The 16,817-nt window shown below is 42.5% G+C and carries 15 protein-coding genes, 1 pseudogene and 1 other annotated feature; of the genes and pseudogenes, 11 read left to right on the plus strand and 5 right to left on the minus strand.

Translation table 11 applies throughout. The features are described 5' to 3' along the window. The first annotated feature begins 74 nt into the window (after window positions 1-74). From QT711_RS06440 to leuS, 4 genes and pseudogenes are all read left to right on the plus strand, one after another. Window positions 75-1,250 (plus strand): annotated as a pseudogene (locus QT711_RS06440) (MDR family MFS transporter). A 131-nt stretch (window positions 1,251-1,381) separates the two neighbouring features. Beyond that, complete coding sequence (locus QT711_RS06445) at window positions 1,382-2,068, plus strand: CoA transferase subunit A (protein ID WP_317942754.1); 687 nt, start codon at window positions 1,382-1,384, stop codon at window positions 2,066-2,068. A gap of 18 nt (window positions 2,069-2,086) precedes the next feature. Beyond that, a complete protein-coding gene (locus QT711_RS06450; RefSeq protein ID WP_317942756.1) occupies window positions 2,087-2,734 on the plus strand; it encodes a CoA transferase subunit B in 648 nt (215 codons plus the stop codon). A 67-nt stretch (window positions 2,735-2,801) separates the two neighbouring features. Continuing rightward, window positions 2,802-3,018, plus strand: a binding site (T-box leader). Window positions 3,019-3,093: 75 nt separating this feature from the next. Next, window positions 3,094-5,511, plus strand: a complete 2,418-nt coding sequence (gene leuS, locus QT711_RS06455) for a leucine--tRNA ligase (protein ID WP_317942757.1) — start codon at window positions 3,094-3,096, stop codon at window positions 5,509-5,511. Between the two features lie 444 nt (window positions 5,512-5,955). Here the strand turns inward: leuS and QT711_RS06460 are convergent, their stop codons facing one another. Further along, a complete protein-coding gene (locus QT711_RS06460) occupies window positions 5,956-6,390 on the minus strand; it encodes a hypothetical protein (RefSeq protein WP_317942759.1) in 435 nt (144 codons plus the stop codon). Between the two features lie 133 nt (window positions 6,391-6,523). Further along, window positions 6,524-7,789 (minus strand): BaiN/RdsA family NAD(P)/FAD-dependent oxidoreductase, encoded by a 1,266-nt coding sequence (locus tag QT711_RS06465; protein ID WP_317943011.1) that lies wholly within the window; start codon window positions 7,787-7,789, stop codon window positions 6,524-6,526. 241 nt (window positions 7,790-8,030) lie between these two features. On the opposite strand from QT711_RS06465, the gene QT711_RS06470 reads away from it, so the two are divergent. Together QT711_RS06470 and QT711_RS06475 are read left to right on the plus strand one after the other, a co-directional pair. After that, complete coding sequence (locus QT711_RS06470; protein ID WP_317942760.1) at window positions 8,031-9,647, plus strand: putative polysaccharide biosynthesis protein; 1,617 nt, start codon at window positions 8,031-8,033, stop codon at window positions 9,645-9,647. Between the two features lie 3 nt (window positions 9,648-9,650). Further along, window positions 9,651-10,355 (plus strand): pseudouridine synthase, encoded by a 705-nt coding sequence (locus QT711_RS06475; protein ID WP_317942761.1) that lies wholly within the window; start codon window positions 9,651-9,653, stop codon window positions 10,353-10,355. Window positions 10,356-10,424: 69 nt separating this feature from the next. Here the strand turns inward: QT711_RS06475 and QT711_RS06480 are convergent, their stop codons facing one another. Beyond that, complete coding sequence (locus QT711_RS06480) at window positions 10,425-10,733, minus strand: hypothetical protein (RefSeq protein ID WP_317942762.1); 309 nt, start codon at window positions 10,731-10,733, stop codon at window positions 10,425-10,427. A 369-nt stretch (window positions 10,734-11,102) separates the two neighbouring features. After that, window positions 11,103-11,324 (minus strand): DeoR family transcriptional regulator, encoded by a 222-nt coding sequence (locus tag QT711_RS06485; protein ID WP_317943012.1) that lies wholly within the window; start codon window positions 11,322-11,324, stop codon window positions 11,103-11,105. A 265-nt stretch (window positions 11,325-11,589) separates the two neighbouring features. Here QT711_RS06485 and pepV point away from each other — a divergent pair, with 265 nt between their 5' ends. From pepV to QT711_RS06510, 5 genes are read left to right on the plus strand one after another with little or no spacing between them, the layout of a single operon-like run. Beyond that, on the plus strand, window positions 11,590-12,996 hold the full coding sequence (gene pepV / locus QT711_RS06490) for a dipeptidase PepV (protein WP_317942763.1): 1,407 nt from the start codon (window positions 11,590-11,592) through the stop codon (window positions 12,994-12,996). Between the two features lies 1 nt (window position 12,997). Continuing rightward, window positions 12,998-13,852 (plus strand): D-amino-acid transaminase, encoded by an 855-nt coding sequence (gene dat / locus QT711_RS06495; RefSeq protein WP_317942764.1) that lies wholly within the window; start codon window positions 12,998-13,000, stop codon window positions 13,850-13,852. Window positions 13,853-13,884: 32 nt separating this feature from the next. Then, entirely contained in the window at window positions 13,885-14,865 is a 981-nt protein-coding gene (locus QT711_RS06500; RefSeq protein ID WP_317942765.1) for a nuclease-related domain-containing protein, read from the plus strand. Between the two features lie 18 nt (window positions 14,866-14,883). After that, entirely contained in the window at window positions 14,884-15,528 is a 645-nt protein-coding gene (gene trmB / locus QT711_RS06505; RefSeq protein ID WP_317942766.1) for a tRNA (guanosine(46)-N7)-methyltransferase TrmB, read from the plus strand. 29 nt (window positions 15,529-15,557) lie between these two features. Continuing rightward, a complete protein-coding gene (locus QT711_RS06510; RefSeq protein ID WP_317942767.1) occupies window positions 15,558-16,403 on the plus strand; it encodes a YtnP family quorum-quenching lactonase in 846 nt (281 codons plus the stop codon). A gap of 53 nt (window positions 16,404-16,456) precedes the next feature. Here the strand turns inward: QT711_RS06510 and QT711_RS06515 are convergent, their stop codons facing one another. Then, window positions 16,457-16,771 (minus strand): hypothetical protein, encoded by a 315-nt coding sequence (locus QT711_RS06515; protein WP_317942768.1) that lies wholly within the window; start codon window positions 16,769-16,771, stop codon window positions 16,457-16,459. Window positions 16,772-16,817: the final 46 nt, after the last annotated feature.

Consider the following 16,817-nt stretch of genomic DNA (forward strand, 5'->3'; position numbering starts at 1 on the left):
CATTGTCTATTCATGAGACATAATGAAGAATCCCGAAGTCATAACGAAGATGATCGGAATGGAGGCGATTGCGATTGCCTAAAAAAGTTTGGCTGCTCGTCATAGGGATGTTAGTGAATGTTATTGGTAACTCATTTCTATGGCCGTTAAATACAATTTATATGCATGAATACCTTGATAAGTCATTGGCGGTTGCCGGTCTTGTCCTCATGGCGAATGCCGGGGCAGGCGTTGTCGGAAATCTGCTCGGTGGTTTTTTATTTGACAAAATAGGCGGATTTAAATCCATTATGGCAGGAATTGTACTGTCCATCATAGCTCTTGTTTATCTTGTCTATGATCATAGTTGGTATCCATACATCATCTTTTTGACGATTTTAGGATTTAGTGGCGGCATTATTTTTCCAAGTATGTTTGCCATGGTCGGTTCTGTTTGGCCGGAAGGTGGAAGAAAAGCATTCAATGCCATTTACCTTGCTCAAAATGTAGGTGTCGCCATTGGACCTGCACTAGCGGGATTAGTAGCATCTGTTCATATCGATTATATATTTTTTGCGAATCTGGTATTTTATATCGTGTTTTTAGCGATTGCGTATTTCGGCTATAAAAACCTTGATATTGCACCGGACCGTCATACGGATGTTATTCGGGAAGCGGGTCGAATCTAACATAAAGCGCCCTTTTACGCTTTGCTCATCCTTGTGTCAGGGTATTTGATTACATGGCTTGTGTATTCACAATGGGCCACAACTATTTCAACACATGCGTTGTCTCTTGGCATTTCACTAAGGGAATATAGTTTCATTTGGACGATAAACGGATTGCTGATTGTTTTAGGTCAGCCGCTGATTAAACCCCTTATTAAGCGGTTGGAGCACCAGTTGAAAATGCAAATGTTCATTGGCACAAGCATTTTTACCCTCTCTTTTATTGTTGTCAGTTTTGCGGAGACGTTTGAAATGTTCATCGTGTCAATGGTTATTCTGACATTTGGTGAAATGATTGTATGGCCAACGATTCCAACGCTTGCTAGCCAATTTGCCCCGAAAGGCAGAGACGGTTTTTATCAAGGAATTGTTAACTCGGCAGCCACAATTGGGCGGATGATTGGTCCGTGGGCAGGTGGTGTGCTTGTTGCAATGTATGACATGAAAATTATGCTACTCATACTGACGAGCTTCATGGCGTTTACCTTGCTGACAACCGTGTTGTATGATCGTCCATTGCGAAATTTCGAGCAGAAAGAGTAGCTAGAATAGGAGTTATCAAACCGGGAAATCGATATTGATTTCCCGGTTTTCAGTTTAGAAGATTGCGTCTTACGAAATAGTTTGATTAAATGAAGAGAGAACCATTTACTGAATTGAAGGGGGAACGCGAAATGAAACCGATCTATTCGACAGCGATGGAAGCGATTTCACAAATTGAAGACGGGGCAACATTAATGGTGGGGGGATTTGGTCTCGTCGGAATCCCTGAACAGCTCATCTTGGCGCTTGTTGAAAAAGGAGTAAAGGATTTAACAATCATTTCGAATAACTGTGGCGTAGATGACTGGGGATTAGGTCTTTTATTAAAAGAAAAACAGATTAAGAAAATGATAGGGTCTTATGTTGGTGAGAATAAAGAATTTGAACGCCAAGTGTTAGCTGGAGAAATTGAAGTAGAGCTGACGCCACAAGGAACGTTAGCGGAGAAAATCCGAGCAGGTGGTGCAGGAATTCCAGCATTTTACACGCCAGCAGGGGTTGGAACGACTGTAGCTGAAGGCAAAGAGATTCGTACATTCAACGGCAAGGAATATGTTCTCGAAGAAGCGTTAGTAGCAGACTTCTCTCTCGTTCGAGCGGCTAAAGCGGATAAAATCGGAAATCTCATTTATAACAAAACGGCTCAAAACTTTAATCCGATGATGGCAGCGGCAGGTCGTGTGACGATAGCAGAAGTGGAAGAACTTGTAGAAATCGGAGAACTTGATCCTGCAATGATCCATACACCAAGCATTTATGTACAAGGTCTGTTGCAGGCTAAACAAGAAAAGCGGATTGAGAGATTGACAACTCGATAAGGAAGGGGAATGTTCACGATGACGAAAATCAATTTCAGGGAACGGATTGCAAGACGTGCAGAAAAGGAAATTAAAGATGGCGATTATGTCAATCTTGGAATTGGGATGCCGACACTCGTTGCTAATTACATTTCAGACAACAAGACGGTTGTTCTGCAATCAGAGAACGGGTTACTTGGGATTGGGCCGTATCCGACGGAAGAAGAAGTCGATCCAGATTTAATTAATGCGGGGAAAGAAACCGTGACAACGATTCCGGGTTCCTCCTTTTTCAATAGTGCAGAGTCATTTGCAATGATTCGTGGAGGCCATGTAGACGTGGCAATTCTCGGAGGTATGGAAGTTTCTGAACAAGGTGACTTGGCGAATTGGATGATTCCAGGCAAGATGATTAAAGGGATGGGCGGTGCAATGGATCTCGTGCATGGCGCAAAGAAAATCATTGTCATCATGGATCATACAGCAAAAGACGGATCTCCAAAGATTAAGAAGGCGTGTACACTACCATTAACGGGTAAAGGTGTCGTGCATAAAATTATTACCGAGCGTGCGTTAATAGAAGTGACACCGGACGGCTTGGAATTGAAAGAAGTATTTGAAGGCTTTACGGTTCAAGATGTTATTGATTCTACCGAAGCGGAATTGATTGTCAAAGAATTAGCGTAATCCCTTGAAATGATTAGTTGTAATTCGGAACTTTATCGGGTACACTACAATAAAATGATATGAAATAGCGTTGGCGTTGAAGAGGAATAGTAATCGGCTTTAGTCATTCAAGAGAGCAGGCGGAAGGTGCAAGCCTGTATGACGCGACGATGAACTCGCCTATGAGCCTGTATCGGTGAAAGATCAGTAGCTGGTGCCGTTTTCCGCGTTAAGGAATCAAGTTGGGCGACATCGTCGTCAATTTGGGTGGCACCGCGGGAGTAACAATACCTCTCGTCCCTTATTTTTTTAAGGGACGGGAGTTTTTTTATTCCCAAAATGCCGTGCGCAAATCGTGTCAATGGGAAGGAATGAATTGAATGAGTTATAAACATGTACAGATTGAGAAGAAGTGGCAGGACTATTGGAAAGACCATAAAACGTATAAATTGGTCGATGATGAAACAAAACCGAAGTTTTATGCACTTGATATGTTCCCTTATCCTTCCGGTGCGGGATTGCACGTCGGTCATCCACTCGGGTATATTGCAACGGATATTCTAAGTTCATTTAAGCGAAAGCAAGGCTACAATGTGTTGCATCCAATGGGTTGGGATGCGTTTGGTTTGCCGGCTGAGCAGTATGCAATTGATACAGGGAATGATCCTGCTGAATTTACAGCGAAAAACATTGCAACATTCAAACGTCAAATGAATGATCTTGGCTTTTCCTATGATTGGGACCGTGAAGTGAACACGACGGATCCAAAATATTATAAATGGACACAGTGGATCTTCATCCAATTGTACAAAAAAGGCTTGGCGTACATCGACGAAGTGCCTGTTAACTGGTGCCCGGCGTTAGGAACAGTCCTAGCAAACGAAGAAGTGATTGACGGTGTTTCTGAACGTGGCGGACACCCGGTTGAACGTCGTCCGATGCGTCAATGGGTATTGCGTATAACGGAATATGCAGATCGCTTGCTAGAAGATTTGGATGACCTAGATTGGTCAGAAAGCTTGAAAGACATGCAACGCAATTGGATTGGCCGTTCCGAAGGTGCACAATTGACGTTTGCAATTGACGGAACAGATTTGTCATTTGAAGCATTTACAACGCGTCCCGATACGATTTTCGGTGCGACTTATGCAGTCTTAGCACCGGAGCATAAGCTTGTTGATAAAATTACGACGGCTGAACAGAAGGAAGCGGTCGCAGCGTATTTGGATAAAGTCAAAACGAAAAGCGATTTAGAACGAACAGATTTAGCAAAAGAGAAGACGGGTGTATTCACGGGCGCGTATGCCATTAATCCTGCGAGCGGTGAAAAAATGCCAATCTGGATTGCGGATTATGTCCTTGCTTCATACGGCACAGGTGCAATCATGGCGGTACCTGCGCATGACGAGAGGGACTATGAATTCGCGACTGAGTTCAACTTACCGATTGTTGAAGTTGTGGCGGGTGGCGACGTTTCCAAAGAACCGTATACAGGCGATGGGAAGCATATTAACTCTGAATTCCTTGACGGTCTGGATAAAGAAGAAGCAATTGCAAAAGCGATTGCATGGTTTGAAGAGCAAGGCAAAGGCGAAAAGAAAATCACGTACCGTCTACGTGATTGGTTGTTCTCGAGACAACGTTATTGGGGTGAACCAATTCCAATCATCCATTGGGAAGATGGTACAATGACACCTGTTGACGAGTCTGAATTGCCATTGATGTTACCGAAAACGGACAATATCAAACCGAGCGGAACAGGCGAATCACCACTTGCTAATATCGAAGAGTGGGTAAATGTCGTTGATCCGAAGACAGGAATGAAAGGGCGCCGTGAAACAAATACGATGCCGCAATGGGCAGGAAGCTGCTGGTATTACTTACGTTACATCGATCCGGATAACGAGGAAATGCTAATCGATCCGAAGCTTGCTGAACGTTGGCTACCGGTTGATATTTACGTCGGTGGTGCAGAACATGCGGTACTTCATTTGTTGTATGCACGTTTCTGGCATAAAGTGCTTTACGATATCGGTGTTGTGCCAACGAAAGAGCCATTCCAAAAACTCTTCAACCAAGGAATGATTTTAGGAGAAGGGCATGTGAAAATGTCCAAATCACTCGGCAATGTCATTAACCCTGATGATATCGTTCATTCACACGGTGCGGACACACTACGTCTGTACGAAATGTTCATGGGACCACTTGATGCGTCCAAAGAATGGTCGACAAACGGTCTTGAAGGTTCACGCAGATTCCTTGATCGGATCTGGCGTTTGTTCGTGAATGAAGATGGCACACTTAGCGCGAAAATCGGTGGCGAACCAGGTGGATCACTTGAAAAAATCTATCACCAAACCGTCAAGAAAGTAACGGAAGACTTTGAAGGAATGCGCAATAACACAGCGATTTCTCAAATGATGGTGTTTATTAATGAAGGCTATAAAGCTGATTCAATTCCGAAAGAATTTGTCGAAGGCTTCCTCATTATGATTTCGCCAATCACTCCGCATCTAGCAGAAGAACTTTGGGAGAAGTTAGGCCATACGGAATCAATTGCGTATGTCGCTTGGCCGACTTACGATGAATCAAAACTGACAGACGATACTGTGGAAATTGCCGTTCAAATCAATGGGAAAGTCCGTGCGAAAATTGAGGTTGCAAAAGATATTACAAAAGAGGATCTCGAAAAAGTTGCATTGGAAGATGAGCAAGTGAAGCAATGGATTGAAGGGAAAGAGCTGAAGAAAGTCATTGCGATTCCTGGAAGATTAGTGAACATTGTTGCTGTAGGATGAAATTGAATCCGTGGAAAGGGTATATGCCTTTTCCGCGGATTTTTTTGCTTGTGGAATTTGTTGGAGTAGTGTTAGAGAGTGTGTGATCGCGAAGTTTAGGAGAAGGGGTAGGTGTTGAGGTGTTGGATTGTCCATTTTTCAAGTGATAATGTTCCATTAACTGGATAAGTGGTGATAAAACGGTGATAAGCGGTGATAAATGGCCGACAAGCGGTGATAAATTGTCGCTGAGCGGTGATAACGGTCAGTCAAGCGGTGATAAAACACGTGTAAGCGGTGATAACGCATATTAAGATCGAGGATGAGCGTTTGATTTCACTTGGAAATGGAGTATCGGTGGTAAAGTTGCTTGAATCGGTGGTAAACGGTCTAGAGACGGTGGTAAATGGGTGAGAACCGGTGGTAAACTCGCCTGAATCGGTGGTAACGTGAAATGCCCTCTTTTTAGATTACTTCTTCCACTGAAAAATGGCGAATCGGTGATAAACTGGTCCGAATCGGTGATAACTGCCTGAGAATCGGTGATAAACGTTCGAGAACCGGTGATAACGGTCCAAGAATCGGTGGTAACCACCTTCGAACCGGTGATAACGCAAAATACCGTTCCGGTGAGTAATTGATTCCACTGAAAAATGATGAATCGGTGGTAAACTCATCTGAATCGGTGGTAACGTGAAATGCCCTCTCCTTAGATTGCTTCTTCCACTGAAAAATGACGAATCGGTGATAAACTGGTCCGAATCGGTGATAACTGCCTGAGAATCGGTGATAAACGTTCGAGAAACGGTGATAACGGTCCGAGAATCGGTGATAACCACCTTCAAATCGGTGATAACGATTTCCGTGAATAATAGAATGCCGGTTTATTCGTCTAAGCATCTCATAAAAACTCATTTATCAATTAACCATAAGTCGCATACAAGAGAAGGCAACTTTCATGCTAGAAAGCCGTTTAATACATAACAACAAAAAACACCAGGGCGCTTATTCCCTGGTGTTAACGTATGTGCACTTACTGTTTTTCGGCAAATGCGCCTGCATTCATTCCGGCAATTCTTCCTGTAACAAGTGCTGATGTAATATTATAGCCACCCGTGTAGCCGTGAATATCTAAAATTTCTCCACAGAAGTAAAGCCCGGCTTTTTTACGGGACGCCATCGTTTTTGGTTCAATCTCTTTTGTGGAAACTCCTCCACCGGTTACAAACGCTTTTTCGATGGGTTGTGTGCCGTTGACGGTCATTGGAAATTCTTTTAGTAAGCTAGCAAGTTTCCGTATTTTTTCATTGGAAAGACCTGCTCCTACGTCTGAATGATCAATGCCTGCTTGGTCGAAAAGGAAGAGGAGCCATCGTTCAGGCACAATGCCTTTTAGGCTGTTTTTGATTGCTTTTTTAGGATCTTCCTTTAACATCGCGTGAATTGTCTGGAATGTCTCTTCTTTATTCAAAGAAGGAAGAGAGTCGATTCGCATGTCAACGGGTTGTTTGCCGTTTTTCATCTGTTCTTTTACGACAAACTGACTGCAACGTAAAATGGCTGGGCCGCTTAATCCGAAGTGGGTGAAAAGCATGTCCATCTGGTGGGTAACAAGTGTTTTGCCTTTTGCATTTAACACGGAAACCGCGACGTCACGGAGTGCGAGTCCTTGTAACTCGTTCGTTTCAATGAATGGTTCATTGGAAAGTAATGGAACTTCCGTCGGGTAAAGTGTCGTTACGGTATGTCCTGCTTTTTCAGCCCATGGATAGCCATCTCCTGTACTGCCTGTTTGCGGCACTGCTTTTCCGCCTACAGCCACAACGACTGCGTTTGCTCGGATCTCTTCACCGGTTTCAAGACGGACGCCCAATATCCGCTCATCATCCATTAAAAGTTTTTTCACGCGTGTGGACAATTGTACGTCAACGTGAAGGCGGTCCATTTCTTGTAAGAGGGCATTTACAACATCTTTTGCTTTATTCGAAACAGGAAACATCCGTCCGTGATCTTCTTCCTTTAACGGTACGCCAAGTCCTTCGAAAAATGCAATGATGTCTTCATTGTTAAAAACAGAGAACGGACCGTATAGAAAGCGGCCATTTCCTGGTATATTTTTCACAATTTCTTCGAGTGGAAGACGGTTCGTCACGTTGCAACGCCCACCACCTGAAATTGATAATTTATTGCCGAGTTTTTTTCCTTTGTCGAGCAACAGCACTTTATTGCCATGCTCTGCCGCAGCGATGGACGCCATCAAGCCTGATGGACCCCCGCCGACGATAATGACGTCATACATAGTTGGAACCACACTTTCGGTTTTTTCTTCATTATACATGATGTGTCAATTCAACACGTACATACGTACAGTATAAGTGTCTGTGAGCAATGTCTTTCGTAATGAATCGTTTTTCTTATATAAAATTAGGGTAAACACTTGTATTCTGTTAGTCCTAGTTAATCATTGTGTAATGAGCGAGCTGGAGGTAAACTGTTAAGTAGCTTAAATGGAAAAGTTCTATAGATTGGAAGGATCTTACATGTCATCAAATCTTGTCAAAGGTACGGCCATTTTAACAATTGGTCTTTTTTTATCAAAAGCGTTGGGCTTATTATACGTCATCCCGTTTTATGCAATTGTTGGAGAAGAAAATATCGGCTTATACCAATATGCTTACATACCTTATAATTTGGCGTTAGCAGTTGCTATCTCAGGTGCACCGCTGGCCATCTCGAAGTTTGTTTCGAAATATAATGCAGTCGGAGATTATGCAACCGGACGGAAGTTAATGAAATCAGGGATGCTTGTCATGGTGATGACTGGCATTTTGTCGTTTTTAGTATTGTTCTTTTTGGCAGAACCGATTGCACATCTAGTTATCACAAATGATGAAAAAGACTTTTCAATTGCCGAAGTTACATCTGTCATTCGTTGGGTAAGTTACGCGTTGCTTGTCGTGCCGCTGATGAGTATTGTCCGTGGGTATTTACAAGGAAATCAAAAGTTTGAACCGACATCCGTTTCGCAGCTTATTGAACAAATCGTCAGAATCATTGTCGTACTTCTTGGTGCGTTTATCGTCGTAAATGTTTTAGATCTTTCCCCACGGATTGCTGTTAAATTTGCAGTTTTTGCAGCCTTCATCGGTGCTTTGGCTGGTCTGGTAGTTTTATACAAATACTGGTTGAAATACAAACCGGAATTTAACCAACTGTATGAGAGTAGGCCGCCAGCAAGCGATGTTACGTTCATTGATATGTATAAAGAAGTCATTGGTTATACAATCCCATTTGTGCTTGTCGGCGTCGTCAATCCACTTTACCAATTTGTCGATATGATTACATTCAACTCGACAATGGAGTCGATTGGCCGAGAAGAAGTTGCGAAGACGTATTTTACGATGCTCAACTTTTTAACACATAAAATTGTTATGATTCCTGTTATGGTCGCGACTGGGTTCTCGATGGCATTGATTCCGGTTATTACAAGATTTTACACAAAAAATGACCAAAAAGGTATTACGCGATCGCTCGATCAAACTTATCAAATTATGCTGTTTCTCACTGCTCCCATGGTTCTTGGGCTCATCGTTCTTTCAAATCAAGTTTATACATTTTTCTATAGTGATAACCCGGTTGGCGCAGATGTCCTTGCAACATATGCTCCGGTTGCGATTCTATTCGGACTATTCACTGTTACCGCAGCCATCCTACAGGGTATTGATAAGCATAAGTGGATAGTATTCACTTCGCTCGCTGGATTGCTCGTAAAAATGATTTTGAATATCCCGCTCATCAAGCTTTTCGAAGTGAACGGTGCAATCGCTGCAACGGCAATTGGGTACACAGTTGCAGTGGGGATTAATATTTATGTGATCTCGAGAGTTCTGCACTATCAATTCAAAATGGTGTTTAGAAGGCTAATACTGATCGGAATTTTCAATGTAATCATGTTTATAGCTGTTCACTTTACGTTAAAGGGACTACTTGCATTCAGTCCCGTAGATGGTAAAATGCAGGCCTTACTTTATGTATTAATTTGTGCTTTCGTTGGTGTTGTCATCTATGGTGCATTGTCGCTGAAGTCGGGACTTGCACAAAAGTTATTTGGCGATCGTTTGACGAGAATCACAAGAAAGCTTGGTTTAGGAGGATAATAAATGCGTTTAGATAAATTAGTATCAAATATGGGATTTGGATCTCGTAAAGAAGTGAAAGGACTACTGAAAAAAGGTGCCATACAAGTGAATGGTGTACCTGTCAAAGATCCAGCGCTACATGTTCATCCTGAACAAGATGAGGTGTCCATATTAGGTGAGCGTATCATCTACCGGGAATTTATTTACTTGATGATGCACAAACCACAAGGTGTCATTTCTGCCACGGAAGACAATCGGGACCGGACTGTTATCGATTTATTGGATGATGAATACCGACATTTTGAACCGTTCCCAGTTGGGCGGCTTGACAAAGATACGGAAGGGTTATTGTTGCTGACGAACAACGGCAAGTTGGCTCATGAGTTGTTATCCCCTAAAAAGGAAGTGCCGAAGACGTATTACGCACATATTGAAGGGGTTGTCGGCCAAGAGGATGTTGAACGTTTCGCAGAAGGCGTTACATTGGAAGATGGTTATTTCACGAAGCCTGGAATGCTGAAAATCTTAAAGTCGGCTCCTATCTCAGAAATCGAATTGACGATTACTGAAGGGAAATTCCATCAAGTGAAGCGAATGTTTGAGGCGGTCGGAAAGAAAGTGATTTATCTCAAGCGAATGACAATGGGTGAGTTGACGTTGGATGAATCACTTGCATTAGGAGAGTATCGTGAACTAACGGATGAGGAAATAAACTTGTTGCTATAAAAATGACAGGTGTAGTACTAGTAGTGTCTGTGAAACTTTTGATTCGCTAAACGGCAAAAAGCAAGGGTGTTAGAACTCTTGCTTTTTTGCTTTTGTCTTATTAGCTTTAATGAGCAAATAAATATCCTTAACATTAAGTACGAGCAACCCTACTAAAAGCAACCAAACAAAATAGATTTGGATACCAAAATTGTCTGCTATAAATTCCCGCTGTCTAAACGTGAAAAAGTAAACAACTATTGTTAATAGCAGGTCGCAAACTGTAGTCACGATTTCTTTTTTGTTTTCAAGTATTCCAGATAAGATAATCCTTGCAAAAATAATGAGTAGATTTATACTGAAAAAATTCACCATATCCGTAGTGAAGTCAGGGGTCATTTATATCCTCCTGTCGGATTTATTTAGTATAAAAAACTGTTTTATCACTACTATAGAAGTAGTGCGTGATCGGCCTTCCAGCGCTTGTCGAGCCTGAGCAAGCACCCTCCGCTTTCTAGATAATCCAGCTGCGGGCGCTAGAGGCTCGGGGTCATAAGTCGAAGCCGCTTTGTGGCAAAGGGCGCCACGCCGCATCTTCGCCTTATGCCTGTCGCCTCTGTGCGAGCGCCCTCCGCTTTTTGATAATCCAGCTGCGGGCGCTAGGCTCTCGAGTCGCTTCAGGCCGAGCAAAAAGGCAAATGGCGCCTTTCCGCTCGGCCTTCCAGCGCTTGTCGAGCCTAAGCAAGCGCCCTTCGCTTTTTGTGATTGTCAGGAGGTTAATTTCACTTTTTTCTTTGTTGTAGTCCATTTACCGCGAGCGGGGCTTGTGATGAGATCGTTATATTCGAGGACATTCAGGTCCCTTTGTGCTGTGCGGTTGGTGATGCCGAATTCCTCGACAACGTTTTCTGTAGTGACGACTCCTCGATCAAGGATATATAAATAAACGTCCTTGATGCGAGTGAGCATACGATCAGTAGCTGGATTCAACTGGGAAACCACTCCTTCATCTTCATTTTCCAAAACAATGGGCATGAGACTGTTGAATGTTACCTTTATGAGTTGAAATCGCCTCCGACAATGCACTCCCTTCATCAGAACGTTGCGTCAGATGCAATGTTCTGACAATATAAGTATACATCATTTTTGTTAATCGTACATGAATTTTTTGTGAATACTTTGTATGAAAAGTTTTGTCCTTTATTTTCTAAGCGGAACGTGTAAAAATAGGTTATTAAGAAAGAAGGTGCTTGCATTGACGAAGTGGGACGAAAAAGCATTGAATCACCAAGATCATCTGATACATGATTTGAAAACCTTACTCGCCATTCCATCGGTTTTGGATGAAGAACAAGCAACGAGTGATGCGCCGTTCGGACCAGAACCAAAGCGTGCTTTAGAGTGGCTGTTGGAAGAAGGTCGGCGAGCAGGCTTTACCGTAAAAAATATTGATAACATGGCAGGTCATATTGAAATGGGAGAAGGGGATGAGTTACTCGGTATCCTCTGTCACGTAGATGTCGTCCCAGCAGGTGAGAATTGGACCTATGAACCGTATGCAGGAACCATTGCAGATGGTAAGTTGTTCGGTCGAGGGGCAATCGATGACAAAGGCCCGACGATGGCAGCTTGGCATGCGATGAAACTCGTGAAAGAAGCAGGCATACCACTCGGTAAACGGGTGAGGCTCATTATCGGAACCGATGAAGAAAGTGGTTTTAGATGTGTTGACCGGTACTTTGAGAAAGAGGAAATGCCGACAATCGGTTTTGCACCTGATGCTGATTTCCCTATTATTCACGCAGAAAAAGGAATTGCGAGCCTCGAGTTTACACAAAACGTGGAAAACGCAGATGGACAACTTCTGGCATTTACATCTGGTGATCGGACAAATATGGTACCTGATCTTGCACATGCGAAGTTTAAAGCGGATTTGTCTGCCATTGAGGGTAAAATTGAAAGCTACATGAATCTTCAGGATTTCGCTTTTTCACTAGTTGAACATAACGGAATCATTGATATAACCGTCCATGGGAAATCTGCTCATGCAATGGAACCTGACAACGGCGTGAATGCAGCAGTGTTGTTAGCTGCGTTTTTGAATAAAATCTTTACAGAAGGTCCGTCCAAAGACTTTACCCAATTCATGGTGGATGCGTTTGGCAATGAAACAAGAGGTCGTTATTTAGGATTGGCTTTCAATGATGAAATATCAGGCGATACGACGTTGAACGCAGGAATTGTATCGTTTACACCTGAAGAAGGCGCTAAGATTGAAGTGAGTATGCGCTATTCAGTGACCTATCCTTTCGATGAGAAAATTAAGACTTGTATCGATCGCTTAAAGGACTCTACATTCCGTTTAAACGTGCAATCAAATTCAACACCGCACCATGTAGATGCAAATGATCCATTTATCCAAACACTACAAGCGATCTATACCGAACATACCGGTAAAGAAGCCGAGCTGTTAGCAATTGGTGGAGGGACGTATGCACGTGTGCTTGAAAAAGGTGTCGCATTCGGAATGCTTTTCCCTGGAAGAGAGGATGTCGCACATCAAGCAGATGAATATGTATATATTGAGGACTTAATCAAAGCGACAGCCATTTACGCAGCGGCGATCAGCCGTCTAGCATCAAAAGAAGAGGATGGGGAATAGCATGACGACGTATTTTATTGATGGACAGTTCTTGAGCAAGGAAGACGTGAACATTTCTATAGATGACCGAGGGTATTACTTTGGTGATGGCGTCTATGAAGTGATAAAAGTGTATAATGGATCGTTGTTTACAGCAGCTGAACATATTGCACGTCTGTTCCAAAGTGCACAGAAAATAAAAATGACAATCCCTTATTCAGAGCAACAGTTGATTGATGTGGCGAAAGAGTTAGTAAAGGCGAATGAAATTAGCACTGGCCATATCTATTTACAAGTGACCCGTGGAGCAGCCCCACGTGTTCACCAGTTCCCTGATTTTAGTGTGCCTGTTGTTGTAACAGGTTATGGTCTTGTGAATCCAAGACCGACGACGAACTTGGAAAAGGGGGTTGCGGTCAAGTTAGTTGAAGATGTTCGATGGTTACGTTGTGATATTAAAAGTTTAAATCTCCTTGGAAATGTATTGGCGAAACAAGAAGCGTACGAAGAAGGCTGTGCAGAAGCAATTTTTGTTCGTGACGGAATTATTACAGAAGGATCGTCATCAAACCTATTCGGTATGAAAGATGGTATTGTCTATACACACCCTGCGACGAACCTTATTTTAAATGGCATTACCCGACAAGTTGTTTTGCAGTTATGTGAAGAAAACGGAATACCTGTAGTTGAAAAGCCGTTTACTCCACAAGAAGCATTTGAGATGGATGAATTAATCATTACGTCTACAACTGCGGAAGTGACACCTGTTATTCAGTTGGATGATAAGGAAATAGGAACCGGGATACCAGGTCCAATTACGAAAAAATTGCAAGCTGCATTTGCATTACGCATTCCTGCTTTTGTAACAGGAAACTAATGAAGATTACCGGCTGATCGGAGTGATTGAATTTGGCGCAGCTCGTTAAACTGCTTGATTATGTTTCTCGCTATGAAAATGATCTATCTCGTTATCCGACGCAGTATATTCGTTTGAAAACTACCCATTGGGAGCGCATGAAAATGCGTTGGTTGAATGAAGAGGATTTAACGATGTGGCAACAAGAAGCAGTAATGGAGCCTGAACAACAACCGGGAGAAGGGAAATGGTTTTCCCCCTTCTTCCGGCTCCTGAAAAGGAGAGATCAACAGGACGAGGAAATTGAAGTCGACATTGAAACAGAAGAACAAGATGAAAAAGAGTTGTTTGACTTTAATCCTTCCATCATTTATAAACCTGAGAACCTTGAACAATTAAAAAAACTCTATATGGACCAATTGTTCCATTTCCAATTAAAATGGGCGAGCTCTACGATGTTAGAGCACTCACGATTAGATGCAAAGTTCCTGCGTGACTCTCTATTAAAGAGTTTCACACAACAACTCCCTGATAGTTATTTGCTGTTTTACTACCCAGTCTTGAAAGTTAAAAAAGCACCTGTCGAACTGGATATTTTATTGATCACTCCGCTTGAATGTTTGTGCATAACTGTACTAGAAGGTGAAGATGCATCTGCATTCATCGGGACTGGAGACCGTTTTTGGACGAAAAAAATAGGTGATCGAGAAACAAAACTCGTTAACCCTTTAATCGGACTAAATCGTATGGAAAAAATTGTCTCAAGCATTTTCGCAGAGCAGAACATCCAATTTCCTGTGAAGAAATTCATCGTTTCGAAGAATGGCTATATTGATTACCCAGCAGTTCCTTTTGACACGAAAATTGTCGATAGACGCTCGTTTGCAGACTGGTTCGGTGCATTACAGAGGTCAACGATTCCGATGAAGTTTAATCAATTCAAAGCGGCACAAGTATTATTGGATACAACACAAACAACTGCTTCAAGTAGATTGTTTGACGAGCAAGAAGAACAGATGGATATTAATGAATAGAAATGAGTGCTAACAACTATGCGACTTAGAAATAAACCATGGGCGAAAGATTTTATGGGTGAACACCCGGATGTCTTGATCCTTGAAGAAGAAGGAAAGAACATTAATTGGAAAGAAACCTTCGGCAATGAACAACCGATTCATGTTGAAGTAGGAACGGGTAAAGGTCAGTTTGTTATCGGCATGGCGCTTGCTAACCCGGATATTAACTATATTGGGGTCGAGCACTTTGATAACGTCATTGTATCAGCGTTAGAGAAAGTGATAGAAGCTGACAAGCCGTCGAACTTACGACTTATTAGAGGAAATGGTGCAAACCTAGAACAATTATTTGGAGCGGGTGAATTGGACAGGGTCTATTTGAATTTCTCTGATCCTTGGCCAAAAACTCGCCATGCCAAAAGAAGGTTGACGCACGAGTCATTTTTGGCACGCTATGAAAACGTGTTGAAAGCCAAAGGGGAAATCCACTTTAAGACCGACAACCGTAAGCTGTTTGAGTATTCTCTTGTTTCAATGTCAACATACGGGATGCAACTGCTTGATGTATCACTTGATTTGCATGCTGAAATGCCGGAGGATAATATTATGACCGAATACGAGGAGAAGTTCTCAGCGAAAGGGCAACCGATCTATCGTTTAGAGGCGGTCTATAACAACTGAAATAGGGAATGAGAAAGGGGCGTATGATGATGGATTCATATGTATTTCATGATATGAAACTTGTTTGGCTCGATGGGGGAGTCAACTATCTCGATGGAGGCACAATGTTTGGTGTTGTACCGAAAGCGTTGTGGTCACGAAAATATGCAGTCGATGAACAAAACTTAATTGAATTACGAACCGATCCAATTTACATTGCCTATGAAGGTAAGCATATCTTAATAGATACAGGCATTGGAAAAGGGAAACTATCCGATAAAATGAAACGCAATCTAGGTGTTCGTGCGGAGACCAAAGTAGAAGAAAGTTTAGCCGAGCTTGGTTTGAAGCCGAATGATATCGACATCATTCTCATGTCTCATTTACATAATGACCATGCAGCCGGTTTAACAGGTTGGGAAAATGGTGAACTTGTGTCCATCTTTCCGAATGCTGATATCTTTGTCTCACAAGTGGAGTGGGATGAAATGCGGAATCCAAACATTCGCTCACGAAACACGTACTGGAAAGAGAATTGGGAGCCGATTCAACAACAAGTGAAAACATTTGAAGGACAAGTGACGGTTTTACCCGGTGTTGAGATGATTCATACGGGTGGTCATAGTGACGGCCATAGTATTATCAAACTAACGCAAAACGGAGAAACGATTGTCCATATGGCTGATATCATGCCTACACATGCGCACAGCAATCCATTGTGGGTATTAGCTTACGATGATTACCCAATGACATCGATTTTTGCAAAAGAAAAAATCATGAAAGAAGCATTAGCAAACGGCTATAAATTTATCTTTTATCATGACGCTGTGTATCGGCTTGTTCAGTGGGGTGAAAGCGGTAAAGAAATCGTTGCGTCACTTGAACGAACGAAGTAAACATAAAAAGTAGAGAGGGCGAGCGCTTCTCTCTACTTTTTTCATACAACCATTCACTTTTGAATTAACTCGACGACTGTGCCTGTTTGCGCGTTTGCGGCGAATTCGTATTGTTCAAGCTCTCCATTCTTTATACGTGAAATGCCGCCACGGTAGACGTCCATCGTTAAGACATTGTTCGTGAAAGGTTCAGGCTTCATAACAATCCACGAGCCATCAATAGGACCTTCCTTTTTAAAAGCCTCTTTTACAGCATGTAAGACATCCTCTGCCGGTGTGTTCGGGTTCATCTTCTGAAACGCTTGATTGACAATTATTCCAGCTGCAACACCTGTTAATATGCCTGCCGCGAAATCTTTTATTTTCATGTGTGAAACCCCCTCAACTAATCTTCTTCAAGTGTACCATAATTCC

It is taken from the genome of Sporosarcina saromensis (assembly GCF_033253735.1).
Classification (GTDB): Bacteria; Bacillota; Bacilli; order Bacillales_A; family Planococcaceae; genus Sporosarcina; species Sporosarcina saromensis.